General features: G+C 51.9%; 28 protein-coding genes. 10 read left to right on the top strand and 18 right to left on the bottom strand.

Annotated elements, in window-relative coordinates:
• A partial coding sequence (locus tag IG82_RS07260) for a hypothetical protein (RefSeq protein WP_216476159.1) occupies window positions 1–275 on the bottom strand: 275 nt, incomplete at its 3' end.
• 427 nt (window positions 276–702) lie between these two features.
• Between IG82_RS07260 and IG82_RS0104750 the strand changes: the two genes are divergently transcribed.
• The 6 genes from IG82_RS0104750 to IG82_RS0104725 are packed head-to-tail and all read left to right on the top strand — an operon-like array spanning window position 703 to window position 5,045.
• Entirely contained in the window at window positions 703–1,458 is a 756-nt protein-coding gene (locus tag IG82_RS0104750) for a F0F1 ATP synthase subunit A (protein ID WP_332840774.1), read from the top strand.
• A gap of 16 nt (window positions 1,459–1,474) precedes the next feature.
• A complete protein-coding gene (locus tag IG82_RS0104745; RefSeq protein WP_031934423.1) occupies window positions 1,475–1,699 on the top strand; it encodes an ATP synthase subunit C family protein in 225 nt (74 codons plus the stop codon).
• 12 nt (window positions 1,700–1,711) lie between these two features.
• Window positions 1,712–2,158, top strand: a complete 447-nt coding sequence (locus IG82_RS0104740; protein WP_031934422.1) for a hypothetical protein — start codon at window positions 1,712–1,714, stop codon at window positions 2,156–2,158.
• A gap of 10 nt (window positions 2,159–2,168) precedes the next feature.
• Window positions 2,169–2,675 carry a F0F1 ATP synthase subunit B gene (locus IG82_RS06700; protein ID WP_040333163.1) on the top strand — a complete coding sequence of 169 codons (507 nt, stop codon included), beginning with the start codon at window positions 2,169–2,171 and terminating at the stop codon, window positions 2,673–2,675.
• Window positions 2,659–3,564 carry a lipoyl synthase gene (gene lipA / locus IG82_RS0104730; RefSeq protein ID WP_052545725.1) on the top strand — a complete coding sequence of 302 codons (906 nt, stop codon included), beginning with the start codon at window positions 2,659–2,661 and terminating at the stop codon, window positions 3,562–3,564. Before IG82_RS06700 ends, lipA begins: the two co-directional genes overlap by 17 nt.
• Window positions 3,565–3,590: 26 nt before the next feature.
• Window positions 3,591–5,045, top strand: coding sequence for a TrkH family potassium uptake protein (locus IG82_RS0104725; protein WP_082192078.1), 1,455 nt, complete (start codon window positions 3,591–3,593; stop codon window positions 5,043–5,045).
• On the opposite strand, the gene IG82_RS0104720 is transcribed toward IG82_RS0104725, so the two are convergent.
• From IG82_RS0104720 to IG82_RS0104700, 5 genes are read right to left on the bottom strand one after another with little or no spacing between them, the layout of a single operon-like run.
• Window positions 5,001–6,017, bottom strand: coding sequence for an RluA family pseudouridine synthase (locus IG82_RS0104720; protein WP_031934419.1), 1,017 nt, complete (start codon window positions 6,015–6,017; stop codon window positions 5,001–5,003). The genes IG82_RS0104725 and IG82_RS0104720 overlap by 45 nt on opposite strands.
• Complete coding sequence (gene rnhA / locus IG82_RS0104715) at window positions 6,014–6,466, bottom strand: ribonuclease HI (protein ID WP_031934418.1); 453 nt, start codon at window positions 6,464–6,466, stop codon at window positions 6,014–6,016. The genes IG82_RS0104720 and rnhA overlap by 4 nt, the downstream gene beginning before the upstream one ends.
• Before the next feature lie 7 nt (window positions 6,467–6,473).
• Window positions 6,474–6,989: a BON domain-containing protein gene (locus IG82_RS0104710; RefSeq protein ID WP_052545724.1), complete on the bottom strand. Its 516-nt coding sequence runs from the start codon at window positions 6,987–6,989 to the stop codon at window positions 6,474–6,476.
• 32 nt (window positions 6,990–7,021) lie between these two features.
• The gene (locus tag IG82_RS0104705) at window positions 7,022–7,360 is read right to left on the bottom strand and encodes a YraN family protein (RefSeq protein ID WP_216476157.1); all 339 of its coding nucleotides are present in this window, start codon (window positions 7,358–7,360) and stop codon (window positions 7,022–7,024) included.
• 26 nt (window positions 7,361–7,386) lie between these two features.
• Window positions 7,387–8,079, bottom strand: a complete 693-nt coding sequence (locus IG82_RS0104700) for a glutathione S-transferase family protein (protein ID WP_052545723.1) — start codon at window positions 8,077–8,079, stop codon at window positions 7,387–7,389.
• Window positions 8,080–8,164: 85 nt separating this feature from the next.
• Between IG82_RS0104700 and IG82_RS0104695 the strand changes: the two genes are divergently transcribed.
• A complete protein-coding gene (locus IG82_RS0104695; RefSeq protein WP_031934414.1) occupies window positions 8,165–8,980 on the top strand; it encodes an undecaprenyl-diphosphate phosphatase in 816 nt (271 codons plus the stop codon).
• A gap of 21 nt (window positions 8,981–9,001) precedes the next feature.
• On the opposite strand, the gene IG82_RS0104690 is transcribed toward IG82_RS0104695, so the two are convergent.
• The gene (locus IG82_RS0104690) at window positions 9,002–10,180 is read right to left on the bottom strand and encodes a thiolase family protein (RefSeq protein WP_031934413.1); all 1,179 of its coding nucleotides are present in this window, start codon (window positions 10,178–10,180) and stop codon (window positions 9,002–9,004) included.
• A 75-nt stretch (window positions 10,181–10,255) separates the two neighbouring features.
• Window positions 10,256–11,128: an RNase adapter RapZ gene (rapZ, locus tag IG82_RS0104685; RefSeq protein WP_031934412.1), complete on the bottom strand. Its 873-nt coding sequence runs from the start codon at window positions 11,126–11,128 to the stop codon at window positions 10,256–10,258.
• 36 nt (window positions 11,129–11,164) lie between these two features.
• On the opposite strand from rapZ, the gene IG82_RS0104680 reads away from it, so the two are divergent.
• Together IG82_RS0104680 and IG82_RS0104675 are read left to right on the top strand one after the other, a co-directional pair.
• Window positions 11,165–12,160 (top strand): hypothetical protein, encoded by a 996-nt coding sequence (locus IG82_RS0104680; RefSeq protein ID WP_156095386.1) that lies wholly within the window; start codon window positions 11,165–11,167, stop codon window positions 12,158–12,160.
• Window position 12,161: 1 nt separating this feature from the next.
• Window positions 12,162–13,361: a UDP-N-acetylglucosamine--N-acetylmuramyl-(pentapeptide) pyrophosphoryl-undecaprenol N-acetylglucosamine transferase gene (locus IG82_RS0104675; protein WP_031934410.1), complete on the top strand. Its 1,200-nt coding sequence runs from the start codon at window positions 12,162–12,164 to the stop codon at window positions 13,359–13,361.
• On the opposite strand, the gene IG82_RS0104670 is transcribed toward IG82_RS0104675, so the two are convergent.
• From IG82_RS0104670 to IG82_RS0104630, 10 genes are all read right to left on the bottom strand, one after another.
• Window positions 13,358–14,134 carry a ComF family protein gene (locus IG82_RS0104670; protein WP_082192077.1) on the bottom strand — a complete coding sequence of 259 codons (777 nt, stop codon included), beginning with the start codon at window positions 14,132–14,134 and terminating at the stop codon, window positions 13,358–13,360. The two genes, IG82_RS0104675 and IG82_RS0104670, sit on opposite strands and share 4 nt — an antisense overlap.
• Window positions 14,103–14,993 carry a bifunctional 5,10-methylenetetrahydrofolate dehydrogenase/5,10-methenyltetrahydrofolate cyclohydrolase gene (locus IG82_RS0104665; protein ID WP_031934408.1) on the bottom strand — a complete coding sequence of 297 codons (891 nt, stop codon included), beginning with the start codon at window positions 14,991–14,993 and terminating at the stop codon, window positions 14,103–14,105. Before IG82_RS0104665 ends, IG82_RS0104670 begins: the two co-directional genes overlap by 32 nt.
• A gap of 26 nt (window positions 14,994–15,019) precedes the next feature.
• On the bottom strand, window positions 15,020–16,501 hold the full coding sequence (locus tag IG82_RS0104660) for a peptidylprolyl isomerase (protein ID WP_031934407.1): 1,482 nt from the start codon (window positions 16,499–16,501) through the stop codon (window positions 15,020–15,022).
• Between the two features lie 131 nt (window positions 16,502–16,632).
• The gene (locus IG82_RS0104655) at window positions 16,633–17,145 is read right to left on the bottom strand and encodes a hypothetical protein (protein WP_031934406.1); all 513 of its coding nucleotides are present in this window, start codon (window positions 17,143–17,145) and stop codon (window positions 16,633–16,635) included.
• 79 nt (window positions 17,146–17,224) lie between these two features.
• Window positions 17,225–18,607: a hypothetical protein gene (locus tag IG82_RS0104650; RefSeq protein ID WP_156095385.1), complete on the bottom strand. Its 1,383-nt coding sequence runs from the start codon at window positions 18,605–18,607 to the stop codon at window positions 17,225–17,227.
• Window positions 18,608–18,621: 14 nt separating this feature from the next.
• A complete protein-coding gene (locus IG82_RS07410; RefSeq protein WP_408605317.1) occupies window positions 18,622–19,065 on the bottom strand; it encodes a type II secretion system F family protein in 444 nt (147 codons plus the stop codon).
• 111 nt (window positions 19,066–19,176) lie between these two features.
• Window positions 19,177–19,719, bottom strand: a 543-nt coding sequence (locus IG82_RS07250) for a type II secretion system F family protein (RefSeq protein ID WP_216476156.1), incomplete at its 3' end; no start/stop codon positions are given.
• The gene (locus IG82_RS0104640; RefSeq protein ID WP_172642905.1) at window positions 19,689–20,804 is read right to left on the bottom strand and encodes a GspE/PulE family protein; all 1,116 of its coding nucleotides are present in this window, start codon (window positions 20,802–20,804) and stop codon (window positions 19,689–19,691) included. The genes IG82_RS07250 and IG82_RS0104640, both read right to left, overlap by 31 nt.
• Window positions 20,734–21,066 (bottom strand): GspE/PulE/PilB domain-containing protein, encoded by a 333-nt coding sequence (locus tag IG82_RS0104635; RefSeq protein ID WP_031934403.1) that lies wholly within the window; start codon window positions 21,064–21,066, stop codon window positions 20,734–20,736. The genes IG82_RS0104640 and IG82_RS0104635 overlap by 71 nt, the downstream gene beginning before the upstream one ends.
• A 12-nt stretch (window positions 21,067–21,078) precedes the next feature.
• Window positions 21,079–21,279, bottom strand: coding sequence for a hypothetical protein (locus IG82_RS0104630; protein ID WP_156095384.1), 201 nt, complete (start codon window positions 21,277–21,279; stop codon window positions 21,079–21,081).
• Window positions 21,280–21,452: 173 nt separating this feature from the next.
• Here IG82_RS0104630 and IG82_RS0104625 point away from each other — a divergent pair, with 173 nt between their 5' ends.
• Window positions 21,453–21,851, top strand: a complete 399-nt coding sequence (locus tag IG82_RS0104625; protein WP_031934401.1) for a YbgC/FadM family acyl-CoA thioesterase — start codon at window positions 21,453–21,455, stop codon at window positions 21,849–21,851.
• Window positions 21,852–22,025: the final 174 nt, after the last annotated feature.

Below are 22,025 nucleotides of genomic sequence, written 5' to 3'. Positions count from 1 at the left end.
CGCGTGGTCATGCTATCCCCAGCAACGACATCATCAACATCATCAGCGGCGACCTGCTGCTTTTGCGCTGCGTAATCCTCTGCCATGCCCAGGATATCCTGGTGGGACGCGTCTCCATAAGAATTATAAAGCTTGGTGGCGAGCTTCACGGGACCATCTGAAGGATATTTCGACACACTTTTCAATTCTCCCCAAGGGCCAGGAGCAAAATCTAGATCATCCACCGCTGCCAGATTCAACGACGCCCCCAACAACAACGCCGATACCACCCCCATCGAAACAATCTTTCTCATCAAGCACTCCCTCATTATTTTTTTGTACTTAGCAGATACATAATACGTCACTTTTGGCGAGAAGCGATGTTTTTATGTGTTTTTTGGAGATTTTTTTGGGGGATTTTCAAAAAAAATTGTAAAAATTTGATAAAGATCGACGCCCCACCCCCATGATGTGGCGTGCTTGCCCGTCATGATGCTGCTGTGCGCAACACAAGGGCCAGCCAGGGATAGAAAGGAAAGGGAAACGCCTTTCTTGCGGCCTCATATGCGAAAGGGAAGGCCCGCGCCCAAGGGGCACAGGGTGTGGCATTTTTGTCACACAAACGGCATACCCTGAACAGGCATGACCTGAAAAAGAGGGCTTAACGGGCGCGTTGACCGAAACCGCGGAAAGGATTTATACTAGCCCCACGTGTGAAAGAGAGTGAGCGTCGTGGTGCCGCAGGAAAGTCCCCTTCATCAATTTTTGATCAAAACGCTGGTGCCCCTGCATGTGGGGGGGGTGGATCTTTCGCTCACCAATGCGGCGGCGTTTATGCTGTTGGCGGCGTGTTTGCCGCTGGTGTTTTTGTGGATCGGGCGGCCTTATCACACCAAGCCGGGGCGATGGCAGGCGGTGCTTGAGATGGGCTATCAATTTGTGGCCGACATTTTGGGGGAGACGAACCTGGATAAGGGGCTGCCGTTTTTTCCGCTGATTGCGTCGGTGTTTATGTTTGTGTTGATGGGCAATATGCTGGGGATGATTCCCTATGGCTTCACCTTTACCAGCCACATTATTGCCACCTTTGGGCTGGCGGGGTTGTTGTTTTTGATTATCACGGCCATTGGCATTGTTAAGCACAAGGGTCGGTTTTTGGCCATGTTTTTGCCGCCGGGGGTGCCGTGGCTGTTGTGGCCGCTGATGATTCCGGTGGAGGTGTTGTCGTATTTGTCGCGCCCGTTCAGCTTGGCGGTGCGTTTGTTTGCCAACATGATGGCGGGACACACCATGCTCAAGGTGTTTGGCGGGTTTACGGTGGCCTTGGGGTTGTGGGGCGTGGCGCCGCTGGTGATTAATGTGCTTCTCATGGGGTTTGAGTTTATGGTATCGTTCCTTCAAGCCTATGTGTTTACGATTTTGACTTGTATTTACCTCTCTGATGCACTTTACTTGCATGGAGCAGATCATGATGAATAGGAAGGGTTGATTTATGTTGGATGTTGAAGCCGCGCGCATGATTGGGGCCGGGTTTGCGGTCATCTCTCTTTTTGGGGTGGGGCTGGCCATTGGCAATATTTTCTCTACGCTGATCAATGCGGTGGCGCGCAACCCTGAGGTGGAGCCCCAGGTGTTTAAGATCGGTATTTTGGGCTTTGCCCTCACCGAGGCTGTGGCGCTGTTTGCGCTGTTGATTGCCTTTCTCATTCTCTTTAAGTAAGGGGAGTGCGGGATGCCGCAGCTTGATGTCGCCACCTACAGCTCGCAGCTGTTTTGGCTGTTTGTCTCTTTTGGCATTTTGTGGGTGGGGCTTTGGCAGTTGCTTCCTTCCATGGGTCGCGTGTTTGCCTCACGCAAGGCGCGTATTCAAAGCCTGGTGGCCAAGGCGCGCACGCTGGAGCAGCAGGCCGAGGATATCTTGGCGCTTCAGGCGTCGCATGTGGAGCGCGAGCGCCGCAAGGTGAAAAAAAATGTGGAAGAGGCCTTGGTGGCCACGCATGAAGAGATTCGGCAAGAGCGGCACGCCCTGGCTGAGGCCTCGGCGGCTGAGCTCCATAAGGCGGCAAAAGACTTAGAGAAAAAAATGGCGGCCCAGTTGCGTGATATTGAACCTTTGACCCAAAAAATGGCCGCTACTTTGTGGCAAAAAGCTCACCAGGCCTATCAACGGCAGACGTAGGAGACCACCCATGACCGGACCGATGACCGCTTTTCTTCACAGTGCCAGTTTTGGGGTTTTGGCGGCGTTTGTGGTGTTTTTTGCCCTGTTTGCCAAACAGTTGTGGCGGGCCTTGATGGCGGCCATTGCGAAGTATCAGGACCACGTGATGCAAGAAACGGATGAGGCCGAAACATTGTTAAAAGAGGCCGAAGCCTTGCTGAGCCAGGCGCAAAAGGAAGCGCAAGCTCTTTCCGCCCGTCTTGCGCACATCAAAGAAGGCCAGGAAGCTCAAATCGCGCATATCCAGAAGAATGGGGCCCAAACCATCGCTGCGCTGCGGGCGCAATATCAGAAAAAGGTGCAAGATGACATCACCTCGCTAAAGCGATCTTTGGCCAAACGCATCACCAAGGCCATGCTGGCCCACACAAGTGACCATTTAGAACAAAAGCTCCAAGACGAGCCCTTAACGGCCCCGCTGGCTGTGCCAGACCCAACCTTCTTTTCGTCTGCTTCCCATGTCTTCAAAGCCTAATCCCTCTTTGGCCAAGCCGGATTGGCTGCGTGTGAAGGCCCCGCTATCCAAGGCCTATCATGAAACCGTGCACAAGGTGCGGCATCACAAGCTGCACACTGTGTGCGAAGAGGCAGCATGCCCCAACATTGGGGAGTGTTGGGCGAAAAAGCATGCCACCTTTATTATTATGGGCGCCATTTGCACGCGGGCGTGTGCGTTTTGCAACATTGCCACGGGTAAGCCTGGCCCGCTGGACCCGGCAGAGCCTGAGAATGTGGCAGCCGCGGTCAAAGAGCTGGGGCTTCACCATGTGGTGGTCACCTCTGTGGACAGAGATGATCTGATAGACGGCGGCAGCCTTCATTTTGCCAACACCATCCGCGCCATCAAAAAGGCCGCCCCTGCCAGCACCATTGAAGTGCTGACGCCTGACTTTTTGCGCAAAAAGGGGGCGCTGGATCTGATTTTAGAGGCCGAGCCTGACGTGTTTAATCACAACCTAGAAACGGTGCCGCGGCTCTATCCTCATGTCAGGCCCGGCGCGCGCTATTTTCACAGCCTGTCGTTGCTGGCCGAAGCGAAGGAAAAGCTGCCCACGCTCTTCACCAAATCAGGTCTGATGGTGGGCCTTGGGGAAGCCCATGATGAGCTCTATCAGGTGATGGACGATTTGCGTGTGGCGGATGTCGATTTTTTAACCCTCGGCCAATACCTCCAGCCCACCCCCAACCACTATCCTGTGCATCGTTATGTCACGCCTCAAGAATTTGCCGATTTTAAAGAGATGGCGCTTGGAAAAGGGTTTTCTATGGTGGCCTCTTCGCCTCTTACACGCTCTTCTTATCATGCGGGTGATGATTTCAAAACATTGAAAGAGGCGCGACGCAAGACCATGAACGTGGTATAACCGTGCACCATGTGTGACAGGACGTCATGGCTATGAAATTTGCTCCCCTTGATATACGTCCGTCGGCCTTTGTGATCGGCATTTTGCTGATCATTCTCTCTCTTTTTATGCTCATCCCCCTGAGTGTGGGCAGCTATCTAGGCGAGCCCTATGTCAATGGCTTTCTGAAATCCTGCATGTGCTCTTTGTTTGTGGGCGGGCTGTTGATTTTTGCCTATCGAACGAGCAGTGTACCCCAGCTCCACATTCGCACGGCCTTTTTCCTGACCACAGCAGCCTGGGTGGCTATCAGCGCGTTTGGCGCCCTGCCCTTCATGCTGTCACACAATGTGCCGTCCTTTTCCCATGCCCTGTTTGAATCCATGTCAGCGCTGACCACCACGGGGATCTCCACGTTTCTGAATTTTGACACCACCCCCACCTATATTCTTGTGTGGCGCGGATTGTTACAGTGGCTGGGCGGGGTGGGGATTACCCTCATGGCCATCACCTTGCTTCCTTTTCTGCGCATCGGCGGCATGCAGCTTTTTGCGACAGAATCCTCAAGCCACTATGAAAAGCTCTTTCCCAAAATTTCACAGGTGACCAAATTTCTCTTTTGGCTTTACATGGGGCTCACCACCCTTTGCATTTCGTTCCTTTGGTTGAGCGGTCTGCCCTTTATTAAAGCCTTTTGTTATGGTCTAAGCACCATATCCACGTCGGGCATGCCTATGGTTGATGGTTCTATCCACTACCTCAATACACCCTATGTGCCGTGGGTCATCCTTATTTTCATGATTTTATCTGCCTCGCCTTTGTTGCTTTTAGCGAAAATTTTTTCAGGCAACATCTCCCTTTATCTGCAAGACTCACAAGTCAAAGCCTATCTGAAAACAATGATTTTTGCCTCCATCATCACCACGGGGTTGATGTGGATCACCACGCACGATCTCACGGTCATGCACGTCAAATCCTGCATTTTTCATACGGTCTCTATGGTCACGACATCGGGATTTCATGATGCCGCCTTCCAAGAATGGGCCAGCTCGCTGCAAATCTTTTTCATTTTCCTCTGTTTGATTGGCGGATGCACGGGCTCCACATCGGGGGGCATCAAAATCTTTCGTTTTCAGATTATTTATCGTGTGATCAAAAGCCAAATCTATAAAATGATTTTTCCCCACGGTGTCTTCACGCCGGTCTATCGCAAAAAAAACGTAGACACACACACAGTCTATGCTGTTTTGACATTATTTGTTCTTTTTTTGGCGCTTTACATCCTGTTTGCCATTGGGTTCACCTTATCAGGATTCTCACAGGCCAAAAGCCTGACCTTAAGTGCCAGCATTCTCTCTAATTGCGGCTCACACTTCACCTCTTTCCATGTTATGAATCTGCCTGAACATACGCAGTGGCTGATGACGCTGGGCATGCTTTTGGGGCGCCTTGAATTTTTAACGGTCCTGATTCTTTTCACGCCCGCCTTTTGGCGCCGATAAGGCCGCATCCTGCCACCCTAGCTGATCAAGCCTTTCCTTAAAAAAGGTGGGAAACGGGGCCTCAACCTTATACTCTTTTTTTGAAATAGGGCACGGAAACCGCAGGCACCGCGCATGTAAAAAGAGAGGCCCTTTCGTCACGCCTTCGCCATAACGAGCATCGCCTACAATGGGGGCGCCCAAGGCTTTGGTTTGCGCTCGCAACTGATGACGACGACCCGTGTAAGGATGCATACACACAAGCGAATGCGTATCGTTTTTTTGCAGCACAAAAAAACGCGTTTCAGCCTTTTGGCTTCCGGGGCGATGGGTATCATAATGATGCATCGACTCATGACGGCCCAAAGCTTCTTTTTTCATCCATGAGGTATAGACCCCACCCTCCATAGAATCTGGCAGATGACCCATCAAAAGCGCTATATAGCTTTTGTGTATGCGGCGTGCTAAAAAAGCCGACATAAAAAACCGTGCACTTGAGGGTTGGCGGGCCACCAGCAACGCGCCTGAGGTTTCACGGTCTAAGCGATGCACAAGATACATTTTTTGGCCATAGAGAACCTCAAGCGCCCGATCCACGCTTACATCAACCCCCGTACCACCTTGGCAAGCCTGGCCATACCTTTTGTTGATCACCACGAAGGTATCCGTTTCCAGTAAGCATTGCTTTCGAAGCTGGTCCGCCAGTTCTTGATGCCTGTCATGAAGGCGTGCCTTTTGTTGAGCCTCTTTTTCTGCATCTGTCACTGTGTTCAAAAGCCCGCGGAAAAGGCGCACCTCGTCACCCGACCTTAGGTGATACGAAGGCGCTGCCCGTAGACCGTTCACGCGTATGTCTTTGCAACGCAGGGCTTTTTGCACAAGACCCATGTGCAGAGATGGGTAATGACGTGATACAAAACGGTCTAGACGTTGACCTTCTTCGTGTGTTGCCACAATCCGTACCACAGTGCGAGGCGGCACCTCTTGACTCAAGAAAGCTTCTCCACAAAAGCCCTTTGCGCCGCTTCTTGCGCCACGCGATCGGCGTGCTCATTGCCTGGGTGACCCGCATGGCCTTTGACCCACACCCACGCCACGTCATGATCTGTCAACGCTTCCTGAAGCGATTGCCAGAGATCTTGATTTTTGACAGGTTGTTTTTGGCTGGTTTTCCACCCGTTTCTCTGCCAGGTTTTGATCCACACGGTGATGCCGTTTTTCACATATTGGCTATCGGTATAAAGGGTGATTTTCTGATCAGGCGCCAAAAAGCGCAGCGCCTCAATCACCGCCACAAGCTCCATACGGTTATTGGTGGTTTGGGAGGCAGCACCTGAAAGAACCTGTTCATCCTCACCACGTCGAATCACAGCTCCCCAACCGCCAGGGCCAGGATTCCCTAAACACGCACCATCTGTAAAAATGTCAATCGTCAGCCCCATGCACCTCCTAGTCTTTAACCGCTGTATAATTAATCACTTCTTTCACGCCCGACACAGAGGAAGCGTGGGCCACCACGCGCGCCAGCTCTGCTGAATCCTTAGCTGTACCCATAATATACACCACGCGCCCCACGGTGCGGATGCTATAGTTTCGCGAGGCCACTTTCTTATCCAGGAAGATCTGACTGCGCACCTTGGTGGTGATCCATGCATCGCGGCTATAGTCATTGAACGTTTCAGGGGGCCCGATTTTGATTTCATCAATAATATGGGTGATCCCAGGCACGTCTTGAATCAACGATACGGCTTTTTCCTTCAATGCCGGCTCTTCCACCACGCCCGTCAACACAACCTGACCATCTTGCACAGACAGCGTCAACCGGTCCATCAAAATGGACTCATGTTTCAGCCAACGATAGTTAATTTGTGTGCGAATCTTTGTGTCTGAATAGACACCGCTCACCCCTCGATCTTCTGCAGCCGCTGCGCCCACCACCACACCTGTGCCCACCGCCAAGGTCACGGGATCACACGCACTTGCACAAAAAAGAGACGCTAGCGCGAGAGGCCACGCATATGAACGGGAAAAAACCATGCCCCTAAGCAAACACCATCCAATCTTATATCATAGGTGGCATAGCGACCATGATGGGTCAAGTAAAAAGACAGCGCCCTATACATGCGTTGATGGCTGCACATGGCAAGAATCTCTTGCGCTTCACGAAGAGTGGCCCGCTTTTTCACTTCAACAGCCACAATCATGGCGCCTTTTTGCGCAATCACATCCAATTCACCCACAGGCGTTCGGTAACGTCTGGCAAGAATGCGATACCCCTTCAGTTGCAAGAAAAGCGCGGCCAGGCGTTCACCCCACACACCTTTGCGATAAGCCACGTGCTTTGGTGACCCTCTCCAGGACATCAAAAATCTAACATGCGGTAAGTGCGGCTGGGAATAATGCCCACAAAAGACTCCATCAGCAAGGGGCGAAACGAAGGGCGTGATTTCATTTTCACAAACCACTCCTTTGTGCTGGGATATTTGTCCCACGACACATCCCCTAAATAATCAATGCAAGAAAGCTGTGCGGCGGCGGCCAAATCCGCCAGGGTCAGCTGGGATCCCGCCAGCCAGCTTCGGCGATCAAAAAGCCAGCCAATATAATCCATATGCTCATAAAGCGCTTGACGGGCTTGGCGCAACACAGAAGCATCGGGCTCACAATTCCCGCGGCTTCTTTTGATCACTTTTTCATTCAAAAACTTTTGTGTCACCTCATAGAAAAGCTTTTCATCAAACCAGCTGAGCAGACGGCGCACTTCTCCTCGCGCAGAGGGTTTGTCGCCCAAAAGAGAAAAATCGGGCACCCTTTCTTCAATATACTCTTGGATTGCATAGCTCTTCACAAGCACATCCCCGCCCATCACCAACACGGGCGTCGTCCCTTCTGGGTTGAGAGAACATAGCTTCTCAGAAGGCGCAAACAAACGCTCTTCAAACGCGCGCCACATCATCTTTTTTTCCGCCAACTGAAGCCGAATTTTACGCGAAAAGGGGCACAGGGATGAATAGAAAAGCGTGTGTTCCTGTTTTTGTCTTAGGGGAAGAGACATAAGAAAAAAAGCTCGGCTTCTTAAAAAAAATCATATAGAAAAGACGGAAGCGAGAAAAGGCCATGTGTGCAAGAAAGGCTGTGATATGTCTTATATCGATGTTTTTTTCTATGGGGCGCTACAGGGCGTCAGTGAGTTTTTACCCATCAGCTCATCAGCCCATCTTTTTTTGCTTGAACGTTTTTTTGACCTCGCGCATGTTCCTCCATTTATGGAGACGGCCGTTCATTTTGGAAGCTTAGGCGTCCTTCTTGTGTATTTTAAAAAAGAGGTAGGCCAGCTGATCAGAGGCAGCCTTTCCATCGCCACGCAACGCAAACGTCCCGAAGACACATCTTTTTTTTCTATCCTGGTATTGTCCTGCTTGCCGGCGATCTTTTTTGGGTTTTTTCTCAACAAAACGCTGGGGCGCACTGTGTTTGAGCGCCTCGACATCATTGCCTGGATGACGCTGTTGTTTGGCGCTTTGCTGGTCATGGCTGATTTTTTTCCGCAAAAATATAAAATTAAAGACATCTCACGCAGCCAAGCACTCTTAGGGTGGGGCCTGGCACAATGCTTGGCATTTATTCATGGTGTTTCACGATCCGGCATTTGCATGACCTATGGCCGACTTAGTCACTATAAACGTCAAGATGCCGTGCGTTTTGCGTTTCTCATGGCACTGCCCACCCTAGCAGGCGCCTCTATGCTCAAAGGATATGCGCTTTTCACTTCAGGAACAGAGTTGGCGTTGGATATCATGGCGCTTGGGATTTTCTCTTCCTTTTGTGTAGGGATGGTGGTGATTCATGTAATAATATCTTTTATCAACACACCTTTTTTAAGAGCCTTGGGGGCCTATCGCATGGTGTTAGGCGCGCTTCTCTTGGCCGGCATCTATGGTTGGGGTTGGCATTAACACAGGTGGGTTAACCCGTGGTCAACCTTCACGATCGATACGCTCTATGGCCACGGCGAGCCCTTCGCCCCCCCCAATACAAATCGCCGCCACACCACGGCGGCCTTGGGTATGTTCAAGAACATGCAGCAAGGTGACCAAAATGCGCGAACCCGAAGACCCCAAAGGGTGGCCAAGTGCCAACGCGCCGCCCCACATGTTGAGGTTGTCTTGTGACAGCCCTAATGTCTTTTGCAGCGCCAAGGGCACCACGGCAAAGGCCTCGTTGACCTCCCAGGCATCCACATCTTCCACGCGCCACGAAAGGTCGTGCAAAAGCTGATTCACAGCGCCTATAGGCGCCAGTGTAAACGCACGGGGAGGCCCAGAAAAAGAGGCCCACCCCACAATGGCTGCACGTGGCTGAAGCTGTGTGTTTTTCAGATGAGACCATGAGGTTAACCCCAGCACAGACGCGCCATCGGCAAGCGCACTTGATGTGGCGGGGGTAATCGTGCCGTCCTTTTTAAAGGCAGGGGTCAATGTTTTGACACGCTCCACCTTAACGCGACTCAAGGTTTCATCACGGTCCAGGGTGTGCTTGTGCCCCTTGATGGGCATCCTTTCTTGATCAAAAAAACCGCTTTCATCCGCCTCCAGAGCTCTTTTTGCACTGTGAATGGCATAGTCATCTTGCACATCGCGGCTTAACTTGTGAGAGGTCGCCACATCTTCGGCCAAACAGCCCATAGGCTCACCATCATAGGCATCCTCAAGACCGTCATACAATAAATGATCTTGCGCAGTTTGGTGACCAAAGCGATACCCAAACCGTCCATTCACAAGACACGGGGCCCCTGACATGCTTTCCATGCCACCCGCCAAAATAAGCTGCGCAGGGTCATGATAAAGATCTTGGCAGGCATGAATCACCGCCATCATGCCCGAACCGCACACCTTATTGATATGCATGGCATGCGTGTGATCGGGAAGGCCGGCTGTTAAGGTAGCCTGACGGGCGGGCGCTTGCCCTAGGCCTGCGCTTAAAACGCACCCCAGCACAACACTGCGGACTTCATGGCCTTGGCTCTCCTGAGCACAGGCGCGCAAAAGGGGGCTCATCCACTCATGGGCATGAAGAGAAAAACACTGACCCCCAAACAAACCGTGAGGCGTTCTTTTGGCTGCATACACAACCGGTGTAGTGTGCGCATAAGCCATGAAAGAAAACTCATCACAACCCCCCTTAGACTTACCCTAACAGCCGTGCCGTTAAAAAATCTTGAAAAGGGCCTCTTAGCTATCCAGCTCTCGGTGTTGTATGTGGGAATAAAATTCTTGGGCCAAGAGCCACTTATACAAAGATTCGGCCATGGCCACAGAACGATGACGCCCGCCTGAACACCCAAAGGCAATCACAAACATGCCGCGCCCTTCTTCCACAACAGAAGGCAACATAAGACTCAGCATGGCTTTGAGATGCTGGCCAAAAGATTCAAAAAGCGGCAAGGTGAATAAAAAATCTTGCACCCCTTGATCACGCCCCGTCAGCGATTGGAGATTGGGGTCATAATGAGGATTTTTGAGAAAACGCATGTCAAACACAAGGTTGGCTTCTCGCGGAATCCCGCCCACAAAGGAAAAAGACATAATCTCAAACACCACCGGGCGCTGTTTGGCAAACCCAAAGATATTGCGCACAAGGCCCTTAAGCTCGATGGGGTTCAGCAGCGATGTATCCAACACATGATCGGCCACATCCTTTAACGGCGCAAGCAGGGCCCGCTCGGCCTCAATGGCTTGTGACAACGATTTTCCTGTGCTTAAAGGGTGATGACGCCGGGTTTCACGATAGCGACGCTCAATAACGCTATCGTCACTTTCAAGGAACACGAACCGATAGGCAACGCCCTTTTTTTTAAGATTCGCAAGCAAATCAAACACCGCCGGCACAGAAAAATAGCGCGACCGCAAATCAATGCTTAAGGCAAAAGGTGCCTGGGCGGTTTCATCCCCAAAAATCACAGACTCTGCCAAAAACAGCGGGAGGTTATCAATGGTTTCATACCCCAAATCCTCAAGGGTTTTCAGCATCAACGACCGGCCGGCACCGGCGAGCCCTGCTAAAAATACAACACGTGCTGGTTTTTTTTTCTTCTGATTCGGCATAGTCTCAAAGGAAGCGTGCGATAAAACCCGTTGTCTATGTGGTATACAACACTTCTCTTTTATTTTAGTGCGATCCCCGCAGCCTTGTCACTTCTTTTTATGGATGTGGGCACATTTTCTTTCAAAGAAACGGGGGAAAAGGGTATCCGCATTATCGTGTTTGATACAGAAAAGCAACAACTGACATCAGTGGACTATATCCCCTTGCGCAACCCAAGGCTTAAGGAAAAGACGGCCTTTCGTCATGCACATTTTTCTACAGATTTTTTGGGCCACGTCACCTTGTCTCCGTCTTTTCATCCTGCCACCATGGCCGTGCGCACCTTTGGGAAAATCCATAACAAGCACCAAGTGTCAACCCTTCCGCCCTGCACACATCCCTTAACGCCCCTAAAGCGCATGCCTTTACAAAAGAAAGGCAAGGCATCTGTCACCATTACCTTTCATGGTACGCACGGCCCTGAAAAGCGCAACTTTTCGTCGCTTTGTGCTTCGGCAAACGCCAATAAGATTGAGCGTGGGCGCTTGGGCGAAACCGTCACCGATTTAACATTTTTAAGCCTCGGTTTTCACAAAATTAATGGTCAAAACGCCTCCAACCAAGGGATTGATGGTATTTTTTGGCATGCACACGGCAATTTTCTTGTGCTCACAGAATCAAAATGCCGCAGCGAATCTAAACGTGCTCAACGCTATTTAGAAGATGATTTAGCGGAAGCCAAAATTGTGGCACGTCTGCGTGAAATTAAAGATCCTACCTTGCAAAAAACGCTTTTCCACCAAATGGATACCCATGCCGACCACACTCAAAAAATGGCCCAACGCCTCACAGCATCGGGGTTTATGGAATCCGCTCTCTCTCCTTTGAACCCCATTCTCTATTTTTATGCACGCTATCCTCATATGCAAAAAGCGCCCTTGACCGTGAAGAAACGAATGCTGACAAGTATCCTCAAAGCCTTAGGGCTCTCAAAAGCCGAAGCTGTCCATATCTGCAACCACACCCTGTCAGAACACAAGGCCAACATATGAGATGAGTCCTATGTGTTCAACGTCCCCGCCCCCACGATCGTCATCCACCCCCAAGCGCATTGTATTCGCCGCAGGCGGCACAGGGGGGCACATGTTTCCCGCCATCGCCATGGCCGAAGAAATGCACACCCACCATCGCCTATCACTGATGACAGACATGCGTGGTTTGCGTTACCTCACAAACGAGCATCAAGCGCTCTTGTCGTCATGCAAGCCCTTTCCTATCTATCATTTTCAAGGATCTTGGCACCAGAAAATCAAAGCGCTGTTTTGGTTTATGTATACAGGGATCATCACGCCCTTCAGTCTTTACAAACACAAACCACAGATGATTGTGGGGTTTGGGGGATTTGCTTCCTTTTGGCCTATGATGTGGGGATTTATGATGGGCGTACCCACCATTCTCTATCAACCCGATGTTGTGATGGGGCAAACCAACCGTTGGCTTAAAACATTTGCGCGCCACATCGCCACGGGCTTTCCCAGCCTCCAGGAAGGCCCGTCTTCATGGTGTGAACATATGGCCACCTGGTTGCAAATGAGGAGGGGGAAAAAACAAGCGACCAAAACCCAGATACCTCACACATGGGTGGGCTTCATCACCCGCGCGGCCTTTACGCCCTCTCCTTATGACTGTCCCACCAAGGGCCCCCTTCACCTGTTGGTGTTAGGCGGCAGCCAAGGTGCCCACGTTTTCAGCCATGTGATCCCCCAAGCCCTCAGCCTCTTACCCGCCAAGACTCAAAAACGGCTTGTGGTGACACAACAATGCCGAGAAGAAGATCTTGCCGCCGCCCAAGCTTCTTTTGCACCGGCTATACGCGTCACCCTTTCACCTTTCATCCACGATGTGGCCGCAGCCCTTGCGAAGGCACATTTTGTGATTGCCCGTGCTGGCACCTCCACACTCGGTGAAGTGGCTGCCTGTGGTCGCCCTGTGTTGTTGGTCCCCTATCCCCATGCCAAAGCTAACCACCAATACATCAATGCCCAAACGGTTGAGGAAAATGGTGCTGGATTTCTCATGGACCAAAAAAACTTCCATCCAAAAACCCTGGCTCGTTTCTTAAAGAAAGCCTTTGAACAGCCCGAGCTTCTTAAGCAAAAAGCCGAAACCCTTCACACACTTTTTGGCCACAAGGCTGCTCAGAAGATGCATGATCTGATTCAAGCCGTGATGGAGGAAAAACGCGCGCGCTAGCCCAAAGGGTTTTTAGAGAGCGGTGTGCGCGCCAGGGTGAGCGCAGAAACCCGTTTTGCCCCGGCCGCCAGCAACCCTCTTGTGCACGCCGATAATGTGGCGCCTGTAGTATACACATCATCCACAAGCACAATGCGCTTGCCGGCCACCTCTTTTTGCCATGGTCTGGGCACAGAAAAAGCTGTGCGCACATTGTCACGTCGTTGACGAATATTGAGCCCTCCTTGCGACGGCGTGTGTTGATGACGCTTAAGACAAAACGGCACATAGGTCAACGCATAATGCTGGGCCAGCTGCTGAGCCAAGGGCGCGGCCTGGTTAAACCCACGTTTAAACAGACGCCTTCTATGAAGGGGCACGGGCACCACCCAATCAAAAGGACCTGTGAGGCTGGGCATCAGACGCATAAGCAAATGGGCCAACAGAGGTATTAAAAAAAGACCTTGGCGGTTTTTGAGATGCAGCAACAGGGCCCGCGAGTGCTCGTCATAAAGAAAGGCTGAACGCAACTCTTGGAATGGGGGCGGATGCGCCAAACACCCCCCACACGTGAATGGTTGTGACACAGAAAAAGGAAGTGGCGTGCCGCACGTCTGGCATAAAGGGCCTGAAAGAAAGGTAATCTTGCGCCAGCATTCACCGCAAAGCCCGCGGTTGTCTAAAGTCGTGCGACATAAAGGGCAACGAAACGGCAAAAGAATGGACACCGCGCGCCGCATCCAGGTGCTGACGTGTGCTAGGCTAGACATGGAAAGGAAGCTGGCACGAGGCATAGGCTGCTTGCAACGTGTTATGCATGAGCCCCATCACCGTCAACGGCCCCACGCCCCCAGGCACAGGGCTGATGGCCTTCACGCGCGGGGCCACCGAGGCAAAATCCACGTCACCCGTGATGGTGCCATCTGGTGTGCGATGAATCCCCACATCCACCACCACGCTTTGCGGGTGCACATAAGACGCATCAATCAGATGGTGTGCACCGGCCGCCACAAACACAATGTCTGCCTGTCGCGTAAGTAGGCTAAGGTCTTGAGTGTAACGATGGGTCACAGTCACCGTGGCATCACGACGTAAGCAATAAGCAGCCAAAGGACGTCCCACTAACAAAGAACGCCCCACCACCACCACGTGGCGACCTTTCAGAGGGATATTGTAATGATCTAACAATTGCACGCACCCCCAAGGTGTGCACGGCACAAACCCTTGTGACGAAGGGGCATATAACGCGCCCCGATTCAAGGCATGCAGGCCATCCACATCTTTATGCGGGGACACCGCTTCCAAAAGCGTTTGGGCACACACCGAGGGTGACACAGGCATTTGTACAATCACGCCATCTATGGACGGATCACGGTTCACCGCCTCAATCACAGCCAAGGCTTCAGGCAACGACACGGCATTGTCAAAACGTTTGGCTTCAAACAGAAACCCCAAACGACGCGCCATTTCAGATTTACGCTCAATATAAAGATCACTGGGAGGATGATGGCCAAAAGCCAACACACAAAGCCCCGGCGGATTTCCTCGGTGCTTTTCAAGACGTTCACGCAAGGCGCAAAAACGGGGAAACAGGCCATCAGCCACCGCGCGACCATCTAAGATGGTGGCACGACTTACGCTTTGTTCAGCCATCCCTCACTCCTTACGTGTTGATAGGGTTACGACACTGCCCGCGCCAAGGCCTCCTGATGCACATGAACATGGTAGTGTGCCCTTAATGATGACAAAAACGCCAACGCAAAATCTTCTTTCAGCATGTCACGCACCGTGGTTGTTTGCGAGGCGAGGTGCTTTTGAATAATCCCATCAGCCGGTTGACGAATCTCCAGCAATTTCACAAGACACAGCGACCCATCGCGCCTCTCTGACACCTTGATTTGACCGGGCTTCATTTCAAAAAGAGCTGTTTGCACCTTGGGGGGTACCTGCGTCTTCTCGGATGACAACGTCACCGCCGGCAGCAACGCAAAAGACCCCTTCTTTCCCTCTTTTTTCATCAAGGCTTGCGCCATCTCTTCTCCATAGCGTTTGAGCTGCACGCGCTTTTCTGACGCTTTCCATGCTGTCACCACCTCGGGGCGAATCTCCTCAAGCGGGGGCACAAAAGAGGGCCGCACATCCTGCACATTCACCACAGCCAACGTGCGTTCAGACAGCCTTTTCACATGCGGACGCCGTTTCACATCTTCAGAAAACACATAATCCACCAAGGCTTTCCCATCATCCCCTTGAAAATGCTTGGCAAGCACAGAGGGCCACGGACCTGTTTTTGAAAAAAGAGGCACGCGCACCACAGAAAGACCAAACTTTTTAGATACATCTTCCAGCGACATGCCGCCATAGAGATGATCTTCCACCACCTCCATCAGGTCATACATTTTCTTCCTCATATCGGTATCAGAAAGAGACTCTTTCTTCCATAAGTCCGGAGAAATGGCGAGAGCCGAAAACCCGCACTGCGCTGGTTTCTCAAACTGGGCGGCATGGTCCTTAAAAAAGGTCTCCACTTCTTGGCGTGAAGGCTCAGGCACCGTCACACGTGCTGGCGACAATGTCATCACAGCCCCTAAACGCTCTTGATGCTCAGTCAACACGTTCATCTCTGGCAACATATACGGCACATACACCAAACACCCCAAGGTGCGCATCACCTGCTGTCGGCGCATGGCCTCTCGCTGCATGGTCAAAAAGGTGCGCTCTTCCCAGCCGCGCTCCCTTAAAAAGCGCTGAAACTTTGCCTGTGAAAAACACCCTTCATCGTCTTGAAAAAAAGAGGTGCCCATCAGTGCTTTTTTGAGCATGGCATCTGAAACCACTAACCCCAAACGATCGGCTTCTAAATCAAGCAATGCCTGACTGATGCACTCACGCAACACCGAAAAAATCACCTGGCTCTGCTGAATTTCGGCTGCTGACATCTCACGCCCCAACCGCGCCTGAATCATCTGAAGACGCTGGGAAAGCAAGCGGCGCACCTGACGCGTGCGAATTTTCTGGCTGCCCACCGTGGCCACCACAGGGTCACCGCCCCCCAAAAACAGGCGATCAAACCCAAAAAAAGCCACCATGGACAGCGCCAAAACGCCCAAGAGCATCTTTGCTGACCACGACTGGCTCCAACGCCTCAACCCTTCTAACATCGCTTACGTTCACCCCTTATTAACTGAGAATGAAGAAAAAATAATATAAAAAAACAGCAAAACACGTAGAAAGCAAAATCAATAGATAAAAATCCTTGGGTAACAGTGTGCGCATACCACCTCTTACATGTTTATTGACCTCGAAATCCTACCCCCTTTTTGCGCCGTTTCAAAGCTATTTTTTTCGGGGGCAGCACCCAATCTAAGACATAGCAACCTGTCAAAAGGGCCGTGCCTTCCCCGTCTCCTTGAGCAAGCACATCTCGCTCAAGTAAAAAACTGCGGGCCACCAACTGTCCTTGAAACACCTGCGTGCAGCGCTCAACAAAGCGTGCCACGGCGCCATCATGGTCCGCCATAAAATCAATCACAATCGCCCGCATGCGGCGCTCTTCCCCCTCTTTCTTAACGCGCTTATGAGGCATAATTTGAAACTTAAGATCGCTTAACCCTTCAGCGCGGGCAAGCTGCTTAATGGTTTCTCCCACATCCACATGAGACGTCATATTTTTTGTGGGCTGACGAAACGCTTGCATGCGCGGCCAGCACGATTGAAGCATCTGGATGTCTTTGTTAAGGCGCGCGCACATACGCTGTTGGTGAGCCATCAGATGACGCACTTTTCCTTGTGTTTCAAGACGCATCCAAAGCCAACCCCCCCCATCAACAAACCGGTGTAAGCCAGGAAAAGAGGTCCATAAGCTTTGATCGCAAAAGAAGCCTTTACCATACTATTTTCACCACAAAGGTAATCTCCCGATCATGATTGTCAGCAAACCCACCGGCATAAAAAGCATCTGATTGGCTGACAACGCCATCACTGATGACCTCTACCTTCACGGCATAGGGAGGAGCCTTCAGATGATCCACCAGCACACGAAAATCCTTCACAGCCCGTTGGGGAGATGTGGCGCGCGGGCACATCTCCAGCACCAAGGATTGTCCAGATGGTTTTTCAGCCTGCCAAAACACATGACGCAGGCGAAAATGCTTGCCCACAAGGGGGGCTATTTTTTTCAATCCCCTTAAGGGATGCTGCTGATGCTCAGCCATCCACTGCATGCAGCGCGCAAGAGATAAAGGAAAGACGGCTCTTTTTTTCGTCAGCTCCTGATAAGACGCGATACCGACAGCCTCTTGATGCCTCAGCCGAGGCTCTTGCCAATACGTATAGCCCAACCCGCCCCCTACAAGAGCGGCTAAAAAAAACCAAAGGTGCCAGGCCAGGCGCACAGGGGAGGCCCAGAGCCTCTTAAAAAGAGCCCCCATCCATGAAGCGCGTGGGGTCAGACGCAGCCTTGATCCCCAGAAGGGCACCCGCCTTTGAATCACACGGATGAAAAAATCGTCCTCATAGCCTTGACTCACCCACGCGCCCATACCCTGCAAGCCATCCGGCAAAGCCCCTTCTTCATGCCACAGCACCTTTTTATAGGGACGATAATGATGCTGAATTTTAGCGCCATAGAGCGCAGTTTCTTGAAGCGTTGTATGAAGGTTACGGCTGTTATCCTCAACCGTGCGTGCCACCCGGCGGGCATAGATCATCCTGCCGTGATCCCAAAAAAGCCCTACCCAACTGAAGGCGCGCACATGGGCCAAAAATAAGGACACCTTGTGGGGTTGAGCTTTCTGTAAAGGCCTTGACTGTTGCTGATCCTTGAATACAGATCGATAAAAACCCACACACAACGCAGAAAAACTGTGCACAAAGCACAAACACCCCTTGGCCAAAATCAGGCGATGGCACGCCCACACAAAAGACGCGTCGGGCAAATGAAACGTGGACGTCACACCAAAGGTTTTCGTGGCCAATGAAGCATCGCGAGGCCCAGCACCCTGCCATGGCCACAAAGCAAGGAACGTTTGATACCAAGATGTCGGCTGCACGCATACATCCCACACATCGTCCTCTGCTTCCAGGATCAAAAAAACCGGGATCTTGGGATTTTTTTCAAGACACTGCGCCAACACGTCTGTGGATTCTTGCGCAGACCCTTGATGTGCAAACCGGCCTTTCTCATACTGCCATACCGAAAGATGGTTGTGCCGCACATAGACATACAGCCGCCGGCGATGAAACCACAAAGAGAGCCAGGCGTTCATGTCACCCCTTCCCCTCATGTCTGCACCACACCTGACGACATGTTGAGCATATGGTCATAAAAGGGCAGCACGATGCCACAAATGATCCACACAAACATCATGCCCGTTAGCATCAAAATGAACAGCGGCATATAGCTCTGCCAACGCGCTTCCAGCCTATCTCGCTGGAGGTGATAGCCATGACTTATGTGGGCAAAGATCTCTTGAATGTCTCCCGTATGTTCAGCCAGGGCCAAAAAATGCAATGCTTCTGGGGTGAGGCCCGGAACACCGCGCATGCTTTCACTAAGGGGTTGACCGCTATCCACACGCTGACGCACATGCTGCACCGCTTCTGTTAGCGGCGCATAATCCAGCACCTTTTCTGCCACAGCCAGGGCTTGAGGTAAGGTAAGAGACGACTTCACGCCCAAAGACAACACCGAAAAAAAGTGAGCCCACCGCAAAGACAAGATCATCGTCGACACAAGCGGAAGAGACAGCACCATCTTGTGCCAAAGCCATCGACCCGTGACGATGGCATACAAAAAAACCACGCACAACAAACCCACAACCCCCACAAAGGCCANAACAAACGTCGTCTTTTCGCGGCCACACGATGATAAAAACAGCAAGCTTGCGGTGGCCCACCCCACATCTTGAGGCCGATCTTCCACAAAAATTATCAGCTGAGGCCACAAAAAGCTGTAGAGACAGTAAAAGCTCACCAACACAGCCATCAACGAAAACAACGGGTAACGCACCATCGCCCATGTGCCGGCTTTCATTTTTTCCGCAGCGTCTAAATAGGTCACCACCCGCCTTAACAGCACTGGCATGGTGCCCGTTTCTTCGGCCGCCGTTAACAAAGGCAGCACAACCGGCGCCACAGCATAGCCTGAGGCCTCGAGTGCCTGAGAAAGGTGAGCCCCTTTTTCCATAGCCTCAAGGCAGCGCTGACTGAGGCGCGCGAGCAAACGGTCTTTTTCGGCACTCAGCAACCGCAAAGCTTCGCGTGGGGATTGACCCATGCGCACAAACCGCTCAAGGGTCATAAAAAAAAGAGATTGCCGTGCTAGCGGCACATGCTGCCTCAGCCCGGCTAACAGCGCCCTGAAATATGTTGTTCCCATGTCAACGGGTCCTCTCCTAATACACGTCGTATTTCCTGACGGGACATCACACCTTTTTGCAAATAGCGGTGAGCATGATCAGTCAGAAAGCGATGCTGCTTTTGTTGCAAAAACTCTTTTAACCACGCACGCGTCATCCCATTTTCAATGGCCATGGCGATGGGGGCATCCACCGTCACAATATCAAGCAACGCGCGCTGCCCTCGATAGCCCGTGTGGCCACAGAGATCACATCCATGGGCTTGATAGATAAACGTGTGCTGATCGCTATACACCTCATCTGGCTTTTTACAGGCCTCACATAAAGGACGAAACAGGCGCTGCGCCATCAAACAGCTGAGATGAGTCGCCATATGGTGACGCGACACGCCAAGATCCAAGAGACGATCGATGGCGCCCAGCGCATCAGGGGCATGAAGGCTGGTCAACACGCGGTGGCCTGTCATAGCCGCGCGCATGGCCATGTGCGCTGTTTCCTCATCACGCACCTCACCCACAAGCAACACGTCCACATCTTGCCGCAAGGCCGACACAACCCCTTCAGCAAACCCAAACCCTTTGTCTTCTGACACCTCCGTTTGCGTAGCAAACGGCAAGAGATACTCAAGCGGTTCTTCCAGCGTCATGATGTTGAGGGAGTCGTGGGAAAGATGGCGCAGGCAAGCATGAAGAGTGGTGGTTTTTCCCGATCCTGTAGGCCCTGTCACAATCACCAACCCTTGTGGATGAGAAAGCACCGCTTCAAGCGTTTCGCACGACCGCGCGTCAAACCCCAACCCTTGAAGAGACAAGGTTTTTTCTTGATCCAAAATACGAACCGCCACACGTTCTCCATAAAAACTAGGATGCGTTGACACACGCACATCGATGTCACGCCCCATCATGTTGACTGTCATGCGCCCTTGCTGGGGTTTCCTGTGTTCGGTGGGTTCAAGGCCGCTCATCACCTTAAGTTTTGCCAATACCACAGGCCAATGACGTTTGTTCATATCCATCAACGGGTGCAACACCCCATCAAGGCGGTGTCCAATATGCAAAGAAAGCCGGCGTGGATGAAAATGAAGGTCCGAGCTTCCCCGCCGCACGCCCTTGCGCAAAAGGCACAAGCAAGGCAGAGGGCCTGGGGCGCGCCGCCTGGTGATCTTCATATAAACTCAGCGCTGCCAGAATATCGCTGCGATCCGCCAGCACCACCTCCACCTGGCTGGCCTGACACACCTGCTGCACATGATCTTTATGGCCCACATGGGTGACATCCGCCATGGCCACGTGCACCGTGCTCTCTTTTAAAGCCAAGGGCAGCACAAAAAATTGTTGGCAAAACGCCAGCGTGAGTTTCTGAACCAAGGCTTCATCACCTCATATATCGCCGCCCTGCGACAGCTGCACATGATTGTTGCGCGCCCGATGAGGCAACAGCTCATCTTTCGCCACAAACCCCATATCGATGCACAAATAATCGATGGGCGTGTGACGCACCCGCCATTCTTCCATCACGGTTTGCGCCTGATCTTCAGACAACAGGTTTTTGTCCACAAGATCGCGCAGAAAAGGATCCATCTCCTCCATGAACGTCACCAAGGCTCCCTGTTTTTTGCCTTTTGGGCATTTATGTATGGCGAATATTGCCACAAACTTAACAGCATATTCAAATCACATAAAAAATTAATGCTTTTTCCATTGATTCTGGGCCAACGCTGGGGCAGCCTGGACACAAAAAGAGGGGCGCCCTTATGGCCGCACACCACACGTTTCGCCAACGCATTTACGTGCAGCACACCGATATGTGGGGCATTGTTTATTATGCCAACTATTTTTCTATGGCCGAGCATGCACGGGCCGAGTTTTTTCGCGACAAAGGCCTGCCCCTTCACGCCTTTACCCGCGAGCACCAGGGCTATTTTGTGGTCACACAAGCGGATGGTCGCTTTCTCAAACCTGCCCGCCTTGATGATTGCCTTGAGATCCTCACCCACGTCACCCACATGAAGAAAGCCAGCCTCACCTTATCGCAAGATTTTATGCACACAGATCATGGTTGTTTAGCGCGCCTGATGATCACACTGGCGTGGCTGAGCGACCAAGGCCGCCCCACGGCCCTGCCGCCTATCCTTGAACCTCATTTGGCATGAAACAAGGCCGCACGCCTTTCCCACCCCCACACGCGCATAATCGTCAGGCACGTATAATCACACCTGTATCTCCTCATGACGTCACCCTTCCCATTCTCATTTTGAGGGGCTTGCTAACCCTATGCACCCTTGCTGACCCCACCTCTTGGCCTCACCATGCAGAGGAAGGGAACT

Origin of the sequence: Candidatus Hepatobacter penaei (genome assembly GCF_000742475.1) — a bacterium.
Classification (GTDB): domain Bacteria; phylum Pseudomonadota; class Alphaproteobacteria; order Holosporales; family Hepatobacteraceae; genus Hepatobacter; species Hepatobacter penaei.
This window is presented reverse-complemented; position numbering and strand designations above follow the sequence as displayed.